The organism is Streptomyces sp. NPDC005262 (assembly GCF_042872425.1).
In the GTDB taxonomy this organism is placed as follows: domain Bacteria; phylum Actinomycetota; class Actinomycetes; order Streptomycetales; family Streptomycetaceae; genus Streptomyces.
Genome location: NZ_JBIAKK010000003.1, coordinates 102,457 through 122,712 on the forward strand (window position 1 = coordinate 102,457; position 20,256 = coordinate 122,712).

The following is a 20,256-nucleotide window of genomic DNA, read 5'->3' on the forward strand; positions in this document are numbered from 1 at the left end:
TAATGACGATGCAGAGCCGCATCTTGTCGCCCGTCACCGACCCCAGCCGCCGCACGGTGGTCCGGGGCACGCTCGGAGTCGGCGCCGCCGCACTGGCCGCGCCGCTGCTGACGGCCTGCGGCGGCGTTCCTTCGGCAGACCCGAAGACGGTGACCTTCGGATCCAACGGAGCGGATGCCACACCCAAATCCGCCTACGCGGCGGTGACCAGTGCCTTCACCAAGGACAGCGGTCTCGCGGTCAAGACGAACACCGTCGACCACGACACGTTCCAGAAGAGCATCTCCACCTATCTCCAGGGCACTCCGGACGACGTCTTCACCTGGTTCGCGGGCTACCGCATGCAGTACTTCGCCAAGAAGGGGCTCGCCCGACCGCTCGACGACGTCTGGGACACCATAGGTTCCGGCTTCAGCGACGCGGCGAAGCAGCTCTCCAAGGGCGAGGACGGCAAGTACTACTTCGTCCCGCTGTACAACTACCCGTGGGCCGTCTTCTACCGCAAGAGCGTGTTCCAGGAGCGCGGGTACGAACCGCCACGCACCTGGAGCGAATTCACCGCTCTGGCCAAGCAGATGAAGAAGGACGGCCTGTCGCCGATCGCCTCCGGATACGGCGGGGGCGACAGCTGGTCCATCCTTGGCGCATTCGACTACCTGAATCTGCGGGCCAACGGATACGACTTCCACATGTCGCTCATGCGGGGTGAGGTCTCCTGGACCGACCGCCGTACGAGCCGGACCCTCGACCTGTGGCGTGAGCTCAGCCCCTACTACCAGCAGGGCGCGGGTGGCCGCTCATGGCAGGACGCCGCTCAGTCACTGCTCGACAAGAAGTCCGGCATGGCGGTCATCGGGCTGTTCCTGGGACAGCAGATCACCGACGAGAAACTGCGCGCGGACATCGACTTCTTCGCCTTCCCGGAGATCGACGCAGCCCACGGCCAGGACACGGTCGAGGCACCCACCGACGGGTTCATGCTCAGCCGCAAGCCGAAGAACGAAAAGGGCGCGGCGCGCCTCCTCGAATTCCTCGGCAGCGCCCAGGCGGAGAACCTGTACATGGGGGCCGACCCGAGCAATGTCGCCGTCCACTCCGCCGCGGACACCGGCTCGTACAACGCCCTGCAGAAGAAGTCGGCGGAACTCATCGCCTCGGCGAAGCACATCACGCAGTTCGGCGACCGCGACAGCGACCCGGGCTTCGTCTCCACCGTCGTGCTGCCGGGTCTGGCTCAGTGGCTGGGCCACCCCGACGACGGCTCAGCCCTCCTGAAGAAGATCGAGTCCCAGCGCTCGCGCTTCTTCACGGCCTGATCCGGACCGGGAAGGTTCACCATGTCCTCCGTACGCTCGGCGCCTCCCGCCGCCCCTCCCCGGGCGCCCGCCCCGGTGCTCCCCGACGCGCCGCGTGCCCGCCCCCGGCCGCTGCGGCTCGGCCGCGGTGACCGCCTGTTCCTCACGGTCATCGTCGGCGTTCCGCTGCTCGCCCTGCTGGTCTTCGTCTGGCTGCCGGCCCTGGCCTCCGTCGGACTGTCCTTCACCAGCTGGGACGGCATCGAACCGAGCGACATCCGCTGGGTCGGCCTGGACAACTACCAGGAGATCTTCACCAATTACCCGCCGTTCTGGCCCGCGGTGCAGCACAACGTCGTCTGGCTGCTGTTCACGGCGCTGCTGCCCACCCCGTTCGGCATCTTCCTCGCGTACCAGCTCGACCGGAAGATCAGGTTCACCCGCTTCTACCAGACTGCGATCTTCCTGCCCATGGTGCTCTCGCTCGCCGTGGTCGGTTTCATCTGGGAGATCATCTACAACCCCGACAACGGACTTCTCAACGGCGTCCTGAACGGGGTGGCGCCCGGCCACCACATCGACTGGCTGGGCGATCCGGACCTCAATCTGTGGGCCGTCCTCATCGCCTCGGCCTGGCGGCACACCGGCTACATCATGATCCTCTATCTGGCCGGTCTGAAGGGCTTCGATCCCGCGCTGAAGGAAGCGGCCTCGCTCGACGGCGCCAATGGCCGCCAGACGTTCCTGAGGGTGGTCTTCCCGGCACTCAAACCGGTCAACATCATCATTCTCGTCGTCACCGTCATGGAGTCGCTACGGGCGTTCGACATCGTCTATGTGCTCGGCGGCGGCGTCGGCAGCAAGCCCGGTATGGAGCTCCTTTCGCTCCTGATCACCGACAACATCATCGGTGAGTCCAGCCACATCGGTTACGGCTCCGCACTCGCGGTCGTCCTGCTCGTCGTCTCGCTGCTCGCCATCGGGACCTTCCTTGCCCAGACCTTCCGCAAGGAGGACCAGTGACCGCGACCGTCACACCGCCGGCCGCCGGACCGCGCAGCCGCCGCGCGCCGCTTCCGGACACGGGCCCTTCGCGCCCGAGGCGACAGACCGGACGGCATGTGCTGCTCGGCGGGATCGCCTTCCTGTGGCTCGTTCCGCTGCTGTGGGCGGTGTACACCTCGCTACGGCCCTACTCGGACACCAGCAGGCACGGCTACCTCTCCCTGCCGCACAGTCTCGGCTTCGAGAACTTCGGCAACGCCTGGAACCAGTCGGGGATGCCGCACTTCTTCTGGAACTCCGTCCTGATCACCGTTCCGGCAGTCCTCGGCACGCTGCTCTTCTCCGCCGCGGTGGCCTTCTTCGTCTCCCGGTTCGACTTCCGCTGGAACGTCGTCCTGCTGATGCTCTTCACCGCGGGCAACCTGCTACCCGCCCAGGTGCTGATCACTCCGCTGTACCGGCTCTACCTGCTGATCCCGCTCCCCGGCTGGATGAGCGACTCGTTCCTGCTCTACAACTCGGTGTGGGGCATCATCGTCATCCACATCGCCTACCAGTGCGGCTTCTGCACCTTCGTCCTCAGCAACTACATGCGGACGATTCCCAAAGAGATCACAGAGGCGGCGCTGGTGGACGGCGCCCCGGTGTGGCGCCAGTTCTTCCAGATCGCGCTGCCGCTGTGCCGTCCCGCGTTCGCGGCGCTCGCCACCCTCGAATCGATCTGGATCTACAACGACTTCTTCTGGTCGCTCGCCCTGATCGAAACCGGCGACAAACGCCCGATCACCTCCGCACTCGCCAACCTCCAGGGACAGTACTTCACCAATCCCAACCTCATCGCGGCCGGCGCACTGATGACCGCGATCCCGACGCTGCTCGTGTACTTCGCGCTCCAGCGTCAGTTCATCAGCGGGCTCACCCTCGGTTCGGGCAAGTAGCGAACCCCTGTCCCCCGCAGCCCTGCCCTGCCCTGCACGCAACCGGAACACCGCACCACTGCCGAATCCCTTCGCCGAGAAAGCAAAGAGGCCCCCTCTCATGCGGTCACCCACCCGCCCCGCCGCGAGAGCCTTGCGCTCCGCGCTGGTACTCGCCGTCACCGCCGGCCTGGCAGTCGCCGTGCCGACGGCGCAGGCCGCCCCGTCCGAGACCCCCGCCACCTCCCCCGTCGCCACCACCACGGTGGCCGACTCGTCCGGCATCGGCGAGGAAGGCCTGGCCCAGAAGCCGTACATGGGCTGGAGCAGCTGGAGCCTCCAGACCACCTCGTACCCCGGGATCAATCCCAACGGCAACTACAGCTATCTCACCGAAGCCAACGTCAACAAGCAGACGGACGCCCTGGCGTCCAAGCTCAAGAATTACGGCTACGAGTACATCAACATCGACGCCGGATGGTGGCGCGGCTGGGACTGGACGCCGGAGTTCGACGCGTACGGGCGCCAGAAGGCCGACAAGGCACGCTTCCCGAGCGGGATGAAGGCAGTCGCCGACCGTATCCACGGCAAGGGCCTCAAGGCCGGCATCTATCTGCCCGTCGGTCTGGAGAAAGAGGGATACGGCGAGGGCAAACTGCCGATCTGGAACACCGACAACTGCACCACCGGTGACATCGTCTACAGCGATCTGCGGACGACCAACGGCTGGGACAGCTCGTACAAGATCGACTTCTCGAAGCCGTGCGCCCAGAAGTACATCGACTCGCAGGCGCAGCTCATCGCCGACTGGGGCTACGACTTCCTCAAGCTCGACGGCGTGGGTCCCGGGTCCTTCAAGAACGGCGACAACTACGACAACCGCGCTGACGTCGCGGCCTGGCAGAAGGCCATCAAGAGCACCGGACGGGCCATCCATCTGGAGATCTCCTGGTCGCTCGACATCAACTACGCCAAGGACTGGAAGGCAACGTCCAACGGATGGCGCGTGGACACGGATGTCGAGTGCTACTGCAACACGCTGGTGTCGTGGGAGAACTCCGTCGAGGACCGGTGGCGTGACACCCCCGGGTGGACGCGGTACGCCGGCCCCGGCGGATGGAACGACCTCGACTCGATCAATGTCGGCAACGCCGCCATGAGCGGCCTGACCAAGGCCGAGCGGCAGAGCTACATGACGCTGTGGGCGATCGCCAAGTCGCCGCTGTTCAGCGGGGACGACCTCACCCGGATCGACGACTACGGCCTGTCGCTGATGACCAACCGCGACGTGCTGAAGATCAACCAGCAGCCGGGGAAGCCCGCCAAGCCCGTCACATCGGTCGGTGACGAGCAGGTCTGGGCTTCCGAGAACCCCGACGGCAGCTACACCGTCGCCCTGTTCAACCAGGGTGACTCCGCCGCCCCGGTGACCGCCGACTGGTCGGCTCTCGGCTTCACGGGCCAGGCGTCCGTACGTGACGTGTGGAACAGCGAGAACCTCGGGCGGTACAAGGACGGCATCACCCAGGCCCTGCCCGCCCACGGCTCGCGTCTGTTCACCGTCACCCCGCAGGGTCCCGCGCTGAAGACGACGGCGTACGAGGCGGAGTCCCCGGACAACGTCCTGACCGGCTCCGCGTCCGTCGCCGACTGCACCGAGTGCTCGGGCGCGAAGAAGGTGGGGAACCTGTACCTGGGCGGCCGGCTCCAGTTCACGCACGTCGTCGTCAAGCAGGCCGGCCGCTACCTGATCAACGTCGCCTACACGTCCGGGGATCCGCGGTCGATCGGCGTGTCCGCGAACGGTAAGGCGCCCGTCACGACGGCCTTCCCGTCCACCGGGGGATGGGGAGCCGCCGACACGATCAGTGTGCCGGTCACGCTGAAGGCGGGCAGCAACACCGTCACCTTCGACAGCGGTACGGGCTACTCACCCGACATCGACAAGATCGACGTGCCGCTCCGGTAGTCCCGTCGCACGACCACATACGGGGGTGCGTCCTGATCGGCGCGCCCCCGTCCCGTGCTGCCCCTGACCGCGCTCCCGCCGGGTCCCCCGACGCCGTACCGCGCCCTCCACCATGTCCGCAGGAATGGAGTAGTCCCGTGAACGACCAGCATCCGCACCCCCCTGCGCAGCCAAGCACCAGCACCAGCCGTCGTCGCGTGCTCTCGCTCGCCGCCGCCGTCGGATCGCTCACCGCTCTCGGCGGCCTCCCCGCCTTCGCCGCCACCGCCCCGCCGACGCGCCCCACCACGTCCCCGATGCTTGCCGAGGGCCAAGGTTCGACGACGCGGATGTGGTACCGCGCACCGGCCGGCGAGAACACGATGCTGGAGCGGGCGCTACCGGTCGGCAACGGCCGGCTCGGCGCTCTCGTCGGCAACGACCCCTCGCACGAACTGCTCTTCGTCTCCGACGCCACCATGTGGACCGGCGGGATCAATGACGTTCTGGAGCAGGACGGGCAATTTCCTTACGGACGAACTGATTTCGGCAGCCTCACCCAGCTGGCGCATCTGACCGTCGATATCCCGGAGCACGATCTCGGCTCTGTCAACAGCTACCGCCGCGAGCTCGATCTCGCCCAGGGCCTGGTCACATCCAGCTACATCCGCTCGGGTGTGTCCTTCGAGCGCCGCGTCTTCGCCAGTCAGCCGGACGACGTGATCATCGTGCAGTTCTCCCAACGCGGTGGCGGTCACTACACCGGCACCGTCTCGCTCGACGGCACGCACGGCGAAACGACGTCGGCGGACAGCGCGCGGGACAGCCTCTCCTTCGGCGCCGAGTTCACCAACGGGCTCCGTTACGGTGCCGCGGTCACCGCGCACAGCACGAGCGGATCGGTCACCACCCAGGGCTCGAAGATCGCCTTCACCCGGTGCGCGGATCTGACGGTCGTGATCACCGGTGGCACGAACTACTCCCCCGACGCGCGGGCCGGCTACCTGGACCCGGACCTCGATCCGGCAGCACTCGCCAGGACCAAGGTGCGGACCGCCGTGCGCCATTCACCCACCACCCTGCTGCACACCCATGTGGCCGACCACCGCGACCAGTTCGACGGCATGCAGATCTCACTGGGCCCCTCCACGGCCGACCAGCGGGCGCTCGACACCTGGGAGCGGCTGAAGGCGCGTACCCAGCAGGACGAACCCGACCCCGAGTTCGAAGCGCTGTACCTCCAGTTCGGCCGCTATCTGATGATCAGCAGCTCTCGGGGCGGCCTTCCGGTCGCTCTCCAGGGCCCATGGCTGGACGGCAACGACCCGGACTGGATGGGTGATTACCACACCGACATCAACATCCAGATGAACTACTGGATGGCCGACCGCACCGCGCTCTCCCGCAACTTCGACGCGTTCACCGACTACTGCGTCTCCCAGCTTCCGGTCTGGACGGAACTCACCCGGAGCCTGTTCAACGATCCACGCAACAGGTTCCGCAACTCCTCGGGCAAGATCGCCGGCTGGACCGTGGCGTTCTCCACGAACATCTACGGCGGCCTGGGCTGGTGGTGGCACCCGTCGGGCAATGCCTGGCTGTGCAACACCCTCTGGGAACACTACGAGTACACCCAGGACCGGCAGCATCTCGCGAAGATCTACCCCCTCCTCCACGGCGCCTGCGAGTTCTGGGAGACCCGGCTGCTGACCATGACGGTCACCGACACGGACACCGGCAAGGAACGTGAGGTGCTCGTCGCCGACAAGGACTGGTCGCCCGAGCACGGCCCCCAGGACGCGAAGGGCATCACCTACGCCCAGGAACTGGTGCGGGATCTCTTCGCGCACTACCGCGAGGCCAGTGCGCTGCTCGGCAGGAACGCCACGTACAGCAGGACCGTCGCCGGGCTCCAGGAGCGGCTGTACATGCCCGAGGTCAGCCCGAAGACCGGCTGGCTCCAGGAATGGATGTCCCCGGACAACCTCGGCGAGACCACCCACCGCCATCTCTCCCCGCTGGTGGGCCTGTTCCCGGGCGACCGTATCCGGCCCGACGCGTCGCCCGCGGCGCTGGTGAAGGGCGCGACCGAACTCCTCACCGCGCGGGGGATGGAGAACTTCGGCTGGGCGAACGCCTGGCGGTCCCTGTGCTGGGCGCGACTGAAGCACGCCGAGAACGCGTATCAGCTGGTGATCACCAATCTGCGGCCGTCCGTCGACGGCAGCAACGGCAGCGCGATGAACCTGTTCGACATCTACGAGACGGGGAAGGGCCGCGGGATCTTTCAGATCGAGTCCAACTTCGGTACTCCCGCAGCCATGATCGAGATGCTGCTCTACTCGCGCCCCGGACACATCGAACTGCTACCCGCTCTGCCCGCCGCCTGGGCACGCTCCGGCTCGGTCACCGGCATCGGGGCGCGCGGCGGTTTCGTCGTCGGCCTGAGCTGGCGCGACGGCACGGTCCGCGAGGCCACCGTCCGCAGTGTCGGCGGGCACAGGACGACAGTGACGGCAGGCGGCATCTCGCAGGACGTCGACCTCCGCTCCGGGGAATCCGTCACGCTGCGGAACTTCCGATGAGCGGCGCAGCGCACCGCCTCCTGATCGCGGTCGTGGCTCTCGCCGCCACAACTCTCACCCCCGCCCACGCCGCCTCCGCCGCGGCGACTCCCGTGCCCGACCGGTCGGTGGTCACCTGGGCGGCCAGCGCGGACCGGCTGGGCGAGGCCCCGCCCGACCGCAGTTACCGTCTGATCGTCCGGACCAGCGCGGGCGGCAGCGGAATGCGCATCCGGGTGTCCAACGCGTTCGGTGACCGGCCACTGGTCATCGGCAGCGCGTACGCCGGGCTGCGCGGGAGTGGTGCCCGGCTGGTCGCGGGCTCCAACAGGAAACTGCGCTTCGACCGGGCGGCCTCCGTGACCCTGGCGCCGGGCGAGATCCGCTACAGCGATCCACTGCCCGGGAGGACCGAGGCTGGCAACGATCTCGCGATAAGCCTGTACGTACGGGCGGCGGGCGGTCCCGCCACCGGGCACGGGATGGCTCTCCAGACGTCGTACGCGACCGCCGGGGACCACGCGGCCGAGGAACGGGACGGCGCGTACACGGAACAGGTCGGGTCGTGGTTCTATCTCGACGCGGTCAGCGTGGACACCGGCCCCGGCACCGGCGCCGTGGTCACCCTCGGCGACTCCATCACGGACGGCTGGCAGTCCACCACCGACAAGAACCTGCGCTGGCCGGACTTCCTCGCGCGCCGGCTGCACGCGGCACCGGGCTCCACGGTGCCGGGTGTGGCCAACGCGGGGATATCCGGGAACCAGGTCCTGGCGGACGGCGCCGGGCAGAGCGCGGTCACGCGTCTCGACCGCGACGTGCTGTCGGTGCCCGGGGTGCGCACGGTGGTCCTGTTCGAGGGTGTCAACGACATCAAGTCCCACAGCGGTGTCACGGCGGACGCGCTGACGGCGGGCTACCGCCGGATCATCGACCGGGCGCACGCGGCGGGGAAGTGCGTCGTCGGCGCCACTGTCCTCCCGTACCAGGGCTGGTCGGAGTGGGACCCGCAGGGGGACGCGGTACGTGTGGAGGTGAACGAGTGGATCCGCACCAGCGGCGCGGTGGACGCGGTGGCGGACTTCGACAAGGTCCTGCGCAGCCCGTACAACCCGCAGCGGCTGCTGCCGACGTTCGACGGAGGGGACCATCTGCATCCCAACGACAAGGGCATGCAGGCGATGGCGGACTCGATCGACCTCGGGGACCTCGAGTGCGAAGGCGCGAGCGGGCGAACCGGCACGGAAGCAGGTGAACCCGCGGCCGAACCCACGTCCTGACGCCACGTCGGCCGTTCGGCGCGCCCGTGTGAATATCCGTCAGGCGTGAGCCGGTCCGGGCCCGTCGGGACCGCATGTGTCACCGTGCGTGATCCCGACGGGCCGCAAGCCGGCCCCGGCGCAGCGGCTGCCCCGGCAGCGTTGCGCGGCGGCACAGGGGGCGTTCCCCGCGGAAGCCAACAGCACCCGGCGGAAGCGGCGGTCCTCACGGAAGCCCGATACGCAAGGTCGTCGTGCTGGTCCTGCGGCCGGGATCCGTCGAACGCGCCCTCACCTGCCGGTCAGAAGCCCTTCGCCCTGTTCGCCGCGACGAACGGGAATCCGAAGCCCTTCTCGCCTTCCTCTGCATCGAATCGCCACACACCCGGCTGCCGCCGACGCCTCACCACCTGCGGCAACGGGAGTTCGACCGAGGGCTGTCCCCCGGCCCGCCTCAACCACCGCCCGCCGTATCCCTGTCCGCCAGGGGCAGATGGAGATGGGCCAGGTCGCGCGGAACCGGGCCGTCGGGACGGAAGAGCGGTGCGCTCTCCCCATAGACGGCCGTGGCTGGAGCATCCGTGAGGCGAAGACGGGTGCGCAGTCGCCCGTAGAAGTCGTGCGGACCGAGTCTGATGATCCGCAGCCGACGCGGTGCCGCGTACACCCCGAGCCAGTCCCCGGCGTCCAACACGCCACGCAGATGGCCGTCGATCGTCACCGCGCCCTGTCCCGAGTGGGGCAGGACCCGGACCGCGATCGGTTCATCCGACGCCACGACCACCGTGCGGTCGAAGGTCATGTGCGGGGCGACGGGTGTGAAGACGACGGCGTCCATGCGGGGTGAGACCACCGGGCCGCCTGCGGCGAAACTGTAGGCGGTCGACCCGGTGGGGGTGGCCATGATGACGGCGTCGGCCGAGTACGAGGCGAGGAGCCGGCCGCCGACATAGACTCCGAGACTCACCTGCCGGTCACGCGCCAGCTTCTCGACGACGACGTCGTTGAGAGCGGTGACATCCAACGCCACGCCCCAGCCCTCCGCCCCGGCCTCGGCGTCCCGGTCGACCTGAGGTGGCGGCAGCATCGGGCGCCGTCCGTAGCCCATCAGAGCGTCGATGTCCTTGGGCACCTCGAGCACGCGGGAGGCCCTCATCGTCAGCAGCATGCGCTCCTCGACCGCCGCCCTCCCGCGGTGGACGGCGTCGAGCGCCCGGACGACGTCCTCGGCCGGCACCTCGGTCAGGAAACCGACCCGGCCCAGATCGATCCCCAGAACGGCGCCGGCGGTCTTGGCAGCGATCCTGGCGCCGCGCAGAAACGTGCCGTCGCCTCCGAGCGTCACAATGAGATCAGGGTTGCCTGCGACATCGGCCTCCTCCCGACCGCCGCGTCGACGTTCGTCGTCGCGCCACACGTCGATGTCCGTGCACGGAATGCCCTCACCCGCACACCAGTCGCGTACGACGCGGGCCGCGACAACAGCCTCGGGGCGGCCCTGGTGGACGACGACCCCCACCCGCTCGACACTCATCCCGGTCCAACTCCCCGTGATCCGACGACGTCCTCGCCCCACCTTGGGGGCCCAGGGGTGTGTCGGCCCGTCGACGGGCCGACACACCGCTCTCCATCAGGCGATCGGGTCCGCCCGGCCGCCTCGGGGACCGGTCGACGGGTCCTGCGGGTGGCCCTTGAGAGAGGCCTGCCGTCACCCTTCAGGGTCTTTCCCGACCCCCTGCACGCGCCATGCCGTCGTTGCCGATCCCGGACGCGGAAGGATCGGCACCATGAGCACGACCTCATCCACCGGCCCGCCCCGGCAAGGGACAGGTACCTCGATACCTGGCAACCCTCGAGCAGATCCACGCCGAGGGGCGGACACGCCCCATCGGCGTGTCCGGCTTCCGGCCGCGCACCGGAACGCGCAGGCCGACGGGCGGCGCCCCTGACGCCCGGGCGGATCCGTTCACCCGTCGCACGCTCGCCGACCGCTGTCGGCATCCGAACACCGTCGCACCGACCGGCGGCGACGGGCCGTGTCGCACCAACCACGTGTCCGAGGAGGAACCGTGCTCATCGAGCTCACCGGCAAGACCGCGCTCGTCACCGGATCCACGCAAGGCATCGGTTTTGCCATTGCCGCTGGGCTGGCCCAGGCCGGCGCCCGCGTAGCTGTCAACGGACGCCGCCCGCAGTCCGTGGACGATGCCATCGAGAACCTGCGGCAGGAGACGGACCGTGACCGCTTCATCGCCGCACCCGGCGACATCACCACCGACGACGGCGCCCGGCAGGTCATCGAGGCAGCCCCGGACGTCGCCATCCTCGTCAACAATCTGGGCATCTTCGGGGCGACGCCTGCCCTGGAGATCAGCGACGAGGCGTGGCGTCAGTACTTCGACGTCAACGTTCTTTCCGCGGTCAGGATGATCCGCGCCTACCTCCCCGCCATGAAGGACCGCTCCTGGGGGCGCGTCCTGAACGTCGCGAGCGATTCGGCTGTGGTCACCCCGGTGGAAATGATCCACTACGGCGTGTCGAAAACGGCTCTGCTCGCTGTCACGCGAGGCTTCGCCAAGGACGCCGCCGGCACCGGAGTCACCGTCAACTCGATCATCGCCGGGCCGACTCACACCCGTGGCGTCGAGGATTTCGTGTACGAACTCGTCGACCCCGGTCTTCCCTGGGACGAAGCGCAGCGGGAGTTCATGGTCAAGCACCGGCCTCAGTCACTCCTGCAGCGACTGATCGAGCCGGAGGAGATCGCAAACATGGCCGTCTATCTCAGCTCGGACCTCGCCTCCGCCACGACCGGCGGCGCCGTGCGCGCGGACGGTGGATACGTCGACTCCATCCTCCCCTGAGAGGTGACGAACGCCAGGATCCCCGCAGCGCCTGTCTCGTGCGAGTGACTTCGCCCAGGCGGTCGAGGCCCACGCGGTGTCGGTGAGCCGGCAGAGTCCCTGTCCTGGCTCCGGCGCCGACACAGGCCTGGGGGCAGGTCGCTTCCGAGCCGGTCACACAACTCGACCGCTACCGCTCGTGGGTGCCTCGAAGCGGATGATTCAACGTGGTCGCTCGCTGGTCCGGTGCCTTCGCAGCGTGTCCTGACGATCAGCGCTCTGGGAAGCGAGTACCTCACGGATGACGTGGCGGGCGTTGGCGGAGATGATCGCGTTTGTGTCGCGGTAGTAAGGGAGTTGGATGACGGCCATGGCCAGGGCCCAGCCGCGGCCGCGCGCCCACGTCGCGTCATCGACGTCCACGGCGTCCCGGAACGCGTCCCTCGCCGACGACGGCAGCAGGTTCCACGCTGGGATCAGGTCGCAGGCGGGGTCACCGACGCCGACGGTGGCGAAGTCGAGCACGGCGGTGAGCCTGCCTCGGGCGACGAGCAGGTTGCTCGGCATGAGGTCGGAATGTGCCCAGCGGGGCGCTGCGCTCCATGGCCGCACGGCGAGCGCGTCCTGCCAGGCAGCCACGGCCACGTCGGCGTCGAAGTCCTCTTCGGCGTGGCGCAGTTTCTCGATCGCGGCGTGCGTCTGCGCATCGACCTTCGCCAGCGGAGTTCCTCGGTAGGCGCTGGGCCCCCCTTCGACGTGGGTGTTCCGCATGGCCTTGATGAACTCGGCCAGATCGCGCGCGAGGAGCTCAGGCTCGTCGAGGTGGCCCTCGACCGGCGTTTCGCCTTCGATCCACCGATGCACCGACCAGGCCCACGGGTATCCCTCGGCGGCTTCCCCCGTTGCGACCACGGTCGGAACGGTGACGGGCAGACCGGGAGCGAGCTCGGGCAGCCACCGTTGCTCCCGCTCCAGGTCCTTGGTGCCGCCCTCCGTGAGGGGAAGCCGGACGGTCAGCGCATCGCCGAGCCGGTAGACCGCATTGACGGTGCCCCCGGAGCGGAGCCGCTCGACCGGCAGATCCGCCCAGTGCGGAAACCGTCCACCGACCAGCCGCCTGACGAGATCCGCGTCGATGTCCGTCTCATCAGCATGCATCTTGACCATCCGCCAAAGAAATGCCCCAGGAACCCAGCCCGTCAACTGATTTCGCCACACCGAAGCCCATCGCCGAACGCTTCGCTCCGCCCCACTTCTCGTCTCACTCCGGACCGGGGGTCGTCGACTCGGCGGAGAGCGGGGCAGCGCGTATTCTCAGGGCCTTTGTCGCTGTGCTTGGAGAACTTCGTATGAGCTTGAATCCGGTACCCATCGACGGCGAGTCGCCCACCGGGGCTGTCCTGCTGACGGGCATCCCCGGCAGCGGGAAGTCCACAGTTGCCGAAGCGCTGGCCCGCCGGCTCCGCATGTCGGCCCATATCGAGGCGGACGCACTCCAGCAGATGATCGTCAGCGGTGGGCAATGGCCCTCTCCGGCCGAAAATCCGGAAGCCGACAGGCAGATCTTCCTGCGGGCTCGTAACGCGTGCCTTCTGGCGGACAGCTTCGCGCGGGCGAGTTTCGTCCCGGTGCTCGACGATGTCGTGGTCCGCCGTGCCCACCTCGACTTCTATCGCACGACGCTGGCCGCCGTGCCGCTCCATGTCATCATTCTGGCTCCCGGCCCGACGGTCGCGTGGCGGCGCAACCAGACGCGGGAGAAGGTCCTCACCACGGACTGGTCGCCGCTGGATACTGCGATGCGCTCCGAACTCGGGGAGCAGGGAACCTGGATCGACAACGCTGCTCAAACGGTGGACGAGACAGTCGGGGCGATCCTGACCGTGACCGGTCTGGGGTCGATCCCCGAAGTCGATCTCCCGCTGCGTGACTCCTCCCCGCCATAAATGGCGGGGCTTCCTGTTACGCCGGGTTGGCGTCGCAGCGGACCAGCCCGGCCCGGTTCAAAACGTTGATCGCGCCCACCGTGTCAGCGTGCGCCAGGTGGCCGCAGGCGACGCAGTGGAACTTCTCCTGAGTGGTGCGGTTCTCCGCTGAGACGTGCTCACAGGCGGGGCAGGTCCGGGAGGTGTTGCGGGGGTCTACGGCGATTATGGTCCGGCCGGCGCTTTCAGCCTTGCTGGTCAAGATCGCGAGGAACACCCCCCAACCCGCGTCGTGGATCGATTTGTTCAGCCCGGCCTTCGCAGCGGCCCCGTTGGGCAGGAAGTTGCCCGCAGTCTCGGGGTCGGGCTTAGGCTTAGGGGCGTGCACCATGTTGCGGATCGTCAGCTTCTCGTGCGCGATCAGATCGTGCTGACGGACCAGGCCGAGTGCGGTCTTGTGCGCTTGGTCGAGGCGCTGACGGCGCGTCTTGCCGTGCAGGGCGGCGACCTTCTCGACCGCCAGGCGGTGCTTCTTCGTCCGCTTGTCGCGGCGGACTCGGGGGAACCGGGCCAGGGCTTGCTGGGCGTCGGCGAGGGCATCGGCGTTGCGCCGGCCGTGGCGCGGGTTGGGCACGAACTCGCCGTTTGAATCGGCGAGGAAGTTGCTGATGCCCAGATCGATACCTACAACGCTGCCGGTCTTGGGCAGCGGCTCGGGCTGTTCCTGCTCGGCAGTGAGCACGACGAACCACTTACGGCCCTCGCGCTTGACCGAGACGGTCTTGACCTTGCCGACCACGGCACGGTGCTGGTTGACCTTGACGTGCCCGACACCCTGGAGGCGGACGCGGGTGGTCGGGTCGTGCGGGGTGCTGTCCCAGCGGCAGCCGTCCCCGTCCTTCGGGAAGTCCACCGTGTCGAACCAGCTCACCCCGCGAAAACGCGGGTAGCCGGGCGTCTCGCCGGCCTTGACCCGGCGGAAGAACGCCTGCATCGCCTTGTCCAGGCGGCGTAGCGTGCCCTGCTGCGACGAGAACGACCAACGGCCGTGCCGCTGCGGGTCGAACGCCCGGATGTCCTTGAGCTGGGCGGACTGCATGCCGTACTTCACCGACGTCTTCGAGATGTGCCGCCAGGCGTCACGGCGTTCCTGCAAGGCCCCGTTATAGAGCGAGCAGTGATCGCGGAGCATCTCCTCCAACGCGATCGACTGGCCCACGGTGGGCCGCATGAGGAACTTGTACGCGCGGATCATCCAGCCCACCCCCCTTCGGTCGAGTTCGCTTGAGCATACCCTTGGTGCATGTCACCACGTTGGGAAACGAACCCCGATATTCGGCGAGGAAATCACGTCGACCACCACCTGCATGCACACTTGGTGTTCGTCACCAAGTACCGGCGTGAGATCTTCAACGGCGAGATGCTGACCAGGTGCGAGGCGATCACGCGGGACGTGTGCGAGAGCTTCGGCGCAGAGCTGCGCGAGTTCAACGGCGAGGGCGACCACGTCCACCTGCTCGTGCACTACCCGCCGAAGATCGCCCTGTCCAAGCTGGTCAACAGCTTGAAGGGCGTCAGCTCCCGGTATCTGCGGGCGGAGTACACCGGCCGGATCAACCGGATCGGCATGGGCTCGGTGTTCTGGGCACCGTCCTACTTCGTGGGGTCCTGTGGCGGCGCACCGCTGAGCATCGTCAAGGACTACATCGAGAACCAGAAGCGTCCAGCCTGACCGTCACCCCGACGCGCAGAGAACTCCGGCGCTCCGCGCCGCCGGGCCAAAGATCGCATTCCCGCCCGGCCTGAAGGCCGGGATTCCCTGCGAAGATCAGGGATGGAGAGCACGTGGAGCTGTGACTGTCACCCAGCGGGTCCAGGCGGCTCGAAATTCGGCAGGGGAACCAGGTTGACGCGCGCAGCATCGTCAGGCGACCCATGGGAATGGGCGGGTGGCGCCTGCCGCTGTCGCAGGTCCGTCTGCTGCGGTGACGGCCCCCGGAGCCGGCCTCAGCGCGTCAGCGAGACACGACCGTACCGGCACCGAATTCGCCCAGATCACCGTGACTCCCCTGGCGGCGCCCGGCAAGGTCGGCCGGCACCATGAGGGTGCCGCAAATCCCCATGCGATACGGGTGCGGTCGAATGGCAGGCGGGTACAGGCAGCCCTAGCGTCGAAATCAGAGCGCCCAGTCCTGAAGGAGCAATCATGACCGCACGCCCGCCCGTCCCCCCGTTCACACGGGAGGCCGCCATCGAGAAGGTCCGCAAGGCGGAAGACGGCTGGAACACGCGTGACCCCGAGAAGGTCGCCCTGGCCTACACGGAGGACTCGCGTTGGCGCAACCGGGCGGAGTTCGTGACAGGACGCGACGAGATCGTCGAGTTCCTGAGGCGCAAGTGGACCCGCGAGCTCGACTACCGGCTGATCAAGGAGCTGTGGGCGTTCGACGGCAACCGGATCGCGGTGCGGTTCGCGTACGAGTCGCACGACGACTCCGGCAACTGGTACCGCTCGTACGGCAACGAGAACTGGGAATTCGATGAGAACGGGCTGATGGCCGTACGGCACGCCTGCATCAATGACCTCCAGATCAAGGAAACGGACCGCAAGTACCACTGGCCGCTCGGTCGCCGCCCCGACGACCACCCCGGTCTCAGCGATCTCGGATTCTGATCCCGGAGCCGTTCCTGCGGCGCCCGAACGTTGTTGGCCGCATGGCGCGGCGCGTGGTCTCGCGGACGGTCGCCGGCTCCCCAACGGGCAGGTGCACGGGTTCGGCCCCGGTCACCAGACCTACGACCGGCCGGTGCCGAGGGGACCAGCACTGCGTCATGACGGCTCGCGGCCGTCCGACTCACATGCCGTGTTGGGCATCGGGCCAGGGCGGCGCCGCCTCGCCGTTCTCGCGGAAAACCGCGTCCGGCGATCCGGTTGCCGTGCGCGACCGGGAAGTCGTAGAAGGCGGGCATGCCACAGCCACCGGCGGCGAGGTGCCGTCCGGGACGGATTCAGGGTCTTTCCCGGCCCCTGGAGACGGAGCCGACGGAGCCGGCCGCAACGTGCGGCGCCGACTTCTCACATGTTGATCATGTGCCCGGCGAGCCCGTGCACGGCCTCCTTGACCGCTTCGCCCAGCGTCGGGTGCGCGTGGACGTTACGCGCCACCTCGTGGACCGTCAGGTCCCACTGCTGGGCCAAGGTGAGCTCTGGCAGCAGTTCGGTGACGTCCGGGCCGATCAGGTGGGCGCCGATGATCTCCCCGTACTTCGCGTCGCTGATCAGCTTCACGAAGCCGGTCGTGTCGCCCAGTCCGTGAGCCTTGCCGTTCGCGGTGAAGGGGAACTTGGCAACCTTGACGTCGAAGCCCTTCTCGCGTGCCTGCGCCTCGGTCCAGCCGAAGCTGGCAACCTGCGGCTGGCAGTACGTGGCGCGCGGGATCATCGGGTAGTCGAGCTCCATGGTCTCGGCTCCCGCGATCGTCTCGGCCGCGACCACGCCCATCGCCTCGGCGGCATGCGCGAGCATCAGCCTTGCGGTGACATCGCCGATCGCGTAGATGTGCGGTACGGAGGTGCGGCAGCGGCCGTCGATATCGATCGCCCCGCGCTCGGTGACGTGTACGCCGGTGCGTTCCAGCCCGTACTCGGTGACGTTCGGTGCGAAGCCGATCGCCTGCAGCACCTTGTCGGCCCCCAGGACCTGCGGTGCGCCGTCCTTGCCGATGACCGTGACACGGACCTGCGGACCGGACTCGTCGATGGAGTCGACACGGGTGGACGTGAGCACGTCGATGCCCAACTTCCTGTATTGCCGCGCCAGTTCCGCAGAGACGTCCGCGTCCTCCAGCGGCGCGATCCGGTCCAGGAATTCGACGACGGTGACCTTCACACCGTAGTTGTGCAGGACATACGCGAACTCGACACCGATGGCTCCGGCGCCCGCGACCACGATGGACTGAGGCAGGTCCTCCGCCAGGATCTGCTCCTCGTACGTCACCACGCGTGAGGTGCGACGGGTCCCGGGCAGCAGCTTCGGAGTCGCTCCGGTGGCGATGATGCAGTGGTCGAAGCCGATCGTCCGGGTCGAGCCGTCGAACAGGGCCACATCGAGCGTGTGCGCGTCCACGAACGTGCCACGGCCGCTGATCTCCGTGATCCCGTTCTTCTTCATGAGGTAGTGGACACCCTTGACCCGGCCGTCCGCGACACGGCGGCTGCGCCGGAACGCCTCACCGTAGTCGAAGGACACCTGCCCTTCGACCTTGATGCCGAAGGTCTTGGCCTCGCGTGTGACGATGTGCGCCAGTTCGGCGTTGCGCAGCAAGGCCTTAGTGGGAATGCAACCGACGTTCAGGCAGACGCCGCCCCAGTACTTGGCCTCGACAACGGCGACACGCTTGCCCAGCTGGGCTGCTCGAATGGCGGCGACATATCCGCCTGGGCCTGCTCCGAGTACGACGACGTCGAAACGCTCACCTTGCTCATCCATGGAGATTTCCTCTCTGACGCGGATCGGCTCCGGCCACCGTTGAGAACCCACTCATCCTGGTCGAACAGCCTGTGCACCGCCCGGGCGGCCGTGGTTTCCGACACCCGTCCGCGGGCGGAAGATCACCCGGAAGACAATGCGGGCGATCGGCCGGCCGGTCACATCGTCGCTCGCCCCTCGGGCCCCAACAGCATGCTCCCTCAGCCGGATCGGCTCGGCACGCCGGTCGCGCAGACGCTCCCTCTCCCACCGCCGCTTGCGCACCGCCGCACCGCGGCGCCCCGACGCTCGGCTGGGTGCGGTACGGCACGGGTCCCCGGGTCCACTCCGCCGGGTCGCCGTGCACAGGCCCTGTTCAGATCCTGGTCTGCCCCTGATCAGAACGTGGCCGGTCCGTGATCACGACGACCTCGGCACGGCTGTCGCGGCGCCCCGTGCAGGCATGGCCCGCGGCCGTGCGGACCAGGGGGCAGCCGCCTCGATCGGGACCGGTGGCAGCCGACGGCGGCCCGGTCGGCGATCTGGTGACGACAGGCCAAGGCCCTGCCGTTCCCGAGCGGCACCGGCGCAGCGGATCGCCTTCCGGCAGTCCCGTCTGTCGTCGTATCGCGCACGAATCCAGCCGGATCATGTGATCATCTGGGCGACGACGCTACGACGACAAGGGGCGGGGACAGTGGCCGACGGTGTGGCAGGGACGAGGACACTCCGATGTCGAGCCATGCGTCCGATGCGGGGGGCCGGTGCTTCCCTGCGTGGCTGCGTCGAGGGAAGGCGCTGAGCGCCGACGGCCCTCGCCCGTCCGGCGGCTCCCCCGCCGTGCCGGATACGGCGGAGGCATCCCTGCTCACGTTTCTCGGCCTGGAGCCGTTGGAGGACGCCGTCTACCGGCTCCTCGTCGACCGGCCCGACAGTGAGCCCGCCATGCTCACGGGCGAGTCGACCGGGTGTGCCGAAGATGTCGCGCGCGCCCTCGACGTCCTGGTGGAACGCGGTCTCGCGAGCGCCCGGCCCGCCGGCGACGCCGTCATCCACTACCGGGCCACCTCCCCGGTGCTCGCTCTCGGCCCGCTGCTGGAATCCCGCCGGGCGTCCTTGCGCCGCGTCGAGTCGCTCGTGACAACTCTGGCCGAACGGCACCTCTCCGCGCAGGCGCATGCCTCGGGAGCGCCGGTCGAGGTGCTGTCGGGGGCGGCCGCGATCCGGCGCAGGCTCCTGCTGATGCAGAATCAGGCCACCATCGAGGTGTGCACCATGATGCCGCTGCGTGAGGTCCACTCCGTGATCACCGTCGAGGACAACCACGACGCGATCGAAGACGTGCTGATGCGGCGCGGGATCGCCCTTCGGAGCGTCATCGAGCGCGATTGGCTCGAACGTCCTGAAATGGCGGCGATCACAGCCGCCTACGCCGCTCAGGGGCAGCAGATCTCCGTAGCCGACGAACTTCCCATCAAATTGATCATTGTCGACCGCCGGATGGCCCTGCTGCCGCTCGCCCCGGAGCGCGACGACGTCGATCCGGTCGCGCTGGCGGTGCACGGCACCGGACTGCTCACCGCGCTCAGTTCGCTCTTCGAAGCCCATTTCGAGAGGGGCTGGCGCCTGTTGCCTTCCGGGACCGACCCGACGACCGGACGCGTCCACAGAGCCGAACTCGAGGCCGTGGACCGCCAGATCGTCTCCCTGCTGTACGTGGGACTCACCGACGCCGCCATCGCCCGTCAGCTCGGCATGGGGCACCGCACCGTCCAGCGACGCCTGCAATCCCTCATGGTCGAGGTGGGGGCGGCCACCCGCTTCCAGCTCGGCTGGCGTGCGGCGCGCAGCGGCTGGCTGGACGGGGTGGACGAGCAAAGCCCCTCGAACCGGCGTGAAGACAGCGCCGTCTGAGGCGTATTTACGCCTCGGCGTGTTCGCGCCAGGGACATCCCTTGTACACCCCACCGAACGTGCCGAACCATCTAGGCACCGACCGCATGAGGCCCTCATACCTCACGCAGGTGGGCGA

General features: G+C 68.1%; 15 protein-coding genes. 11 read left to right on the plus strand and 4 right to left on the minus strand.

The features are described 5' to 3' along the window. The first annotated feature begins 2 nt into the window (after positions 1-2). The 6 genes from ACFYP5_RS10435 (at position 3) to ACFYP5_RS10460 (ending at position 9,009) form a co-directional block, all read left to right on the plus strand. Entirely contained in the window at positions 3-1,316 is a 1,314-nt protein-coding gene (locus ACFYP5_RS10435) for an ABC transporter substrate-binding protein (RefSeq protein WP_389033208.1), read from the plus strand. 21 nt (positions 1,317-1,337) lie between these two features. Then, the gene (locus ACFYP5_RS10440) at positions 1,338-2,318 is read left to right on the plus strand and encodes a carbohydrate ABC transporter permease (protein ID WP_389033210.1); all 981 of its coding nucleotides are present in this window, start codon (positions 1,338-1,340) and stop codon (positions 2,316-2,318) included. Then, positions 2,315-3,238 (plus strand): carbohydrate ABC transporter permease, encoded by a 924-nt coding sequence (locus ACFYP5_RS10445; protein WP_389033212.1) that lies wholly within the window; start codon positions 2,315-2,317, stop codon positions 3,236-3,238. The genes ACFYP5_RS10440 and ACFYP5_RS10445 overlap by 4 nt, the downstream gene beginning before the upstream one ends. A 100-nt stretch (positions 3,239-3,338) precedes the next feature. Next, positions 3,339-5,186, plus strand: a complete 1,848-nt coding sequence (locus ACFYP5_RS10450) for an alpha-galactosidase D (RefSeq protein ID WP_389033214.1) — start codon at positions 3,339-3,341, stop codon at positions 5,184-5,186. 137 nt (positions 5,187-5,323) lie between these two features. Further along, positions 5,324-7,750 (plus strand): glycoside hydrolase N-terminal domain-containing protein, encoded by a 2,427-nt coding sequence (locus ACFYP5_RS10455; RefSeq protein WP_389033217.1) that lies wholly within the window; start codon positions 5,324-5,326, stop codon positions 7,748-7,750. Beyond that, complete coding sequence (locus ACFYP5_RS10460) at positions 7,747-9,009, plus strand: SGNH/GDSL hydrolase family protein (protein WP_389033219.1); 1,263 nt, start codon at positions 7,747-7,749, stop codon at positions 9,007-9,009. Before ACFYP5_RS10455 ends, ACFYP5_RS10460 begins: the two co-directional genes overlap by 4 nt. A 433-nt stretch (positions 9,010-9,442) precedes the next feature. Here the strand turns inward: ACFYP5_RS10460 and ACFYP5_RS10465 are convergent, their stop codons facing one another. Then, positions 9,443-10,522: an NAD(+)/NADH kinase gene (locus tag ACFYP5_RS10465; RefSeq protein WP_389033222.1), complete on the minus strand. Its 1,080-nt coding sequence runs from the start codon at positions 10,520-10,522 to the stop codon at positions 9,443-9,445. A 535-nt stretch (positions 10,523-11,057) separates the two neighbouring features. On the opposite strand from ACFYP5_RS10465, the gene ACFYP5_RS10470 reads away from it, so the two are divergent. Further along, positions 11,058-11,852 (plus strand): SDR family NAD(P)-dependent oxidoreductase, encoded by a 795-nt coding sequence (locus ACFYP5_RS10470; protein ID WP_389033225.1) that lies wholly within the window; start codon positions 11,058-11,060, stop codon positions 11,850-11,852. A gap of 201 nt (positions 11,853-12,053) precedes the next feature. Here the strand turns inward: ACFYP5_RS10470 and ACFYP5_RS10475 are convergent, their stop codons facing one another. Next, a complete protein-coding gene (locus ACFYP5_RS10475; protein WP_389033227.1) occupies positions 12,054-12,989 on the minus strand; it encodes an aminoglycoside phosphotransferase family protein in 936 nt (311 codons plus the stop codon). Between the two features lie 191 nt (positions 12,990-13,180). Between ACFYP5_RS10475 and ACFYP5_RS10480 the strand changes: the two genes are divergently transcribed. After that, the gene (locus tag ACFYP5_RS10480) at positions 13,181-13,777 is read left to right on the plus strand and encodes an AAA family ATPase (RefSeq protein ID WP_389033230.1); all 597 of its coding nucleotides are present in this window, start codon (positions 13,181-13,183) and stop codon (positions 13,775-13,777) included. 16 nt (positions 13,778-13,793) lie between these two features. Here the strand turns inward: ACFYP5_RS10480 and ACFYP5_RS10485 are convergent, their stop codons facing one another. Continuing rightward, the gene (locus tag ACFYP5_RS10485) at positions 13,794-15,011 is read right to left on the minus strand and encodes an RNA-guided endonuclease InsQ/TnpB family protein (protein WP_389033233.1); all 1,218 of its coding nucleotides are present in this window, start codon (positions 15,009-15,011) and stop codon (positions 13,794-13,796) included. Between the two features lie 48 nt (positions 15,012-15,059). Between ACFYP5_RS10485 and tnpA the strand changes: the two genes are divergently transcribed. Continuing rightward, positions 15,060-15,488, plus strand: a complete 429-nt coding sequence (tnpA, locus tag ACFYP5_RS10490) for an IS200/IS605 family transposase (protein ID WP_389033236.1) — start codon at positions 15,060-15,062, stop codon at positions 15,486-15,488. Positions 15,489-15,962: 474 nt separating this feature from the next. Further along, positions 15,963-16,430 carry a DUF1348 family protein gene (locus ACFYP5_RS10495; RefSeq protein ID WP_389033238.1) on the plus strand — a complete coding sequence of 156 codons (468 nt, stop codon included), beginning with the start codon at positions 15,963-15,965 and terminating at the stop codon, positions 16,428-16,430. Positions 16,431-16,832: 402 nt separating this feature from the next. Here ACFYP5_RS10495 and lpdA read toward each other — a convergent pair whose 3' ends face one another. Continuing rightward, entirely contained in the window at positions 16,833-18,245 is a 1,413-nt protein-coding gene (gene lpdA, locus ACFYP5_RS10500; protein WP_389033241.1) for a dihydrolipoyl dehydrogenase, read from the minus strand. 711 nt (positions 18,246-18,956) lie between these two features. Here lpdA and ACFYP5_RS10505 point away from each other — a divergent pair. Beyond that, complete coding sequence (locus ACFYP5_RS10505) at positions 18,957-20,138, plus strand: hypothetical protein (protein WP_389033244.1); 1,182 nt, start codon at positions 18,957-18,959, stop codon at positions 20,136-20,138. The last annotated feature ends 118 nt before the right edge of the window (positions 20,139-20,256 follow it).

Coding starts and splice junctions, on each gene's coding strand:
- ACFYP5_RS10435 (WP_389033208.1), top strand. CDS start 3: ATGACGATGCAGAGCCGCATCTTGTCGCCCGTCACCGACCCCAGCCGC.
- ACFYP5_RS10440 (WP_389033210.1), top strand. CDS start 1,338: ATGTCCTCCGTACGCTCGGCGCCTCCCGCCGCCCCTCCCCGGGCGCCC.
- ACFYP5_RS10450 (WP_389033214.1), top strand. CDS start 3,339: ATGCGGTCACCCACCCGCCCCGCCGCGAGAGCCTTGCGCTCCGCGCTG.
- ACFYP5_RS10460 (WP_389033219.1), top strand. CDS start 7,747: ATGAGCGGCGCAGCGCACCGCCTCCTGATCGCGGTCGTGGCTCTCGCC.
- ACFYP5_RS10465 (WP_389033222.1), bottom strand. CDS start 10,522: ATGAGTGTCGAGCGGGTGGGGGTCGTCGTCCACCAGGGCCGCCCCGAG.
- ACFYP5_RS10475 (WP_389033227.1), bottom strand. CDS start 12,989: ATGCATGCTGATGAGACGGACATCGACGCGGATCTCGTCAGGCGGCTG.
- ACFYP5_RS10480 (WP_389033230.1), top strand. CDS start 13,181: ATGAGCTTGAATCCGGTACCCATCGACGGCGAGTCGCCCACCGGGGCT.
- ACFYP5_RS10485 (WP_389033233.1), bottom strand. CDS start 15,011: ATGATCCGCGCGTACAAGTTCCTCATGCGGCCCACCGTGGGCCAGTCG.
- tnpA (WP_389033236.1), top strand. CDS start 15,060: ATGTCACCACGTTGGGAAACGAACCCCGATATTCGGCGAGGAAATCAC.
- ACFYP5_RS10495 (WP_389033238.1), top strand. CDS start 15,963: ATGACCGCACGCCCGCCCGTCCCCCCGTTCACACGGGAGGCCGCCATC.
- lpdA (WP_389033241.1), bottom strand. CDS start 18,245: ATGGATGAGCAAGGTGAGCGTTTCGACGTCGTCGTACTCGGAGCAGGC.
- ACFYP5_RS10505 (WP_389033244.1), top strand. CDS start 18,957: ATGTCGAGCCATGCGTCCGATGCGGGGGGCCGGTGCTTCCCTGCGTGG.